Below are 232 nucleotides of genomic sequence, written 5' to 3' on the forward strand. Positions count from 1 at the left end.
AGGGACAGGTGCTGTGTATTTGTCGAAACGTCTCCATTGGCGGGGTTTTTACGAACAAGCCCGTCATGAATCAGGATTTCGTCCAGGCACAGTGGACACGCCAGCAGTTGCTGCCTTTGCCTCTGCAGTCGAACACGCTCTTTCAATTCGGAAAACAAGGATGGCTGAGCTAGCGGAACTACGTGATACAATCATTCGCCAGCTGACTGCAACAGGGCATTTTCAATTAATC

At 50.0% G+C, this 232-nt stretch carries 1 pseudogene; it reads left to right on the forward strand.

The features are described from left to right. Positions 1-19: 19 nt before the first annotated feature. Positions 20-232: pseudogene (locus tag CHH91_RS19175) on the forward strand (hypothetical protein); the annotation flags it as partial.

The organism is Virgibacillus sp. 7505, assembly GCF_002272135.1.
In the GTDB taxonomy this organism is placed as follows: Bacteria; Bacillota; Bacilli; order Bacillales; family Amphibacillaceae; genus Terribacillus.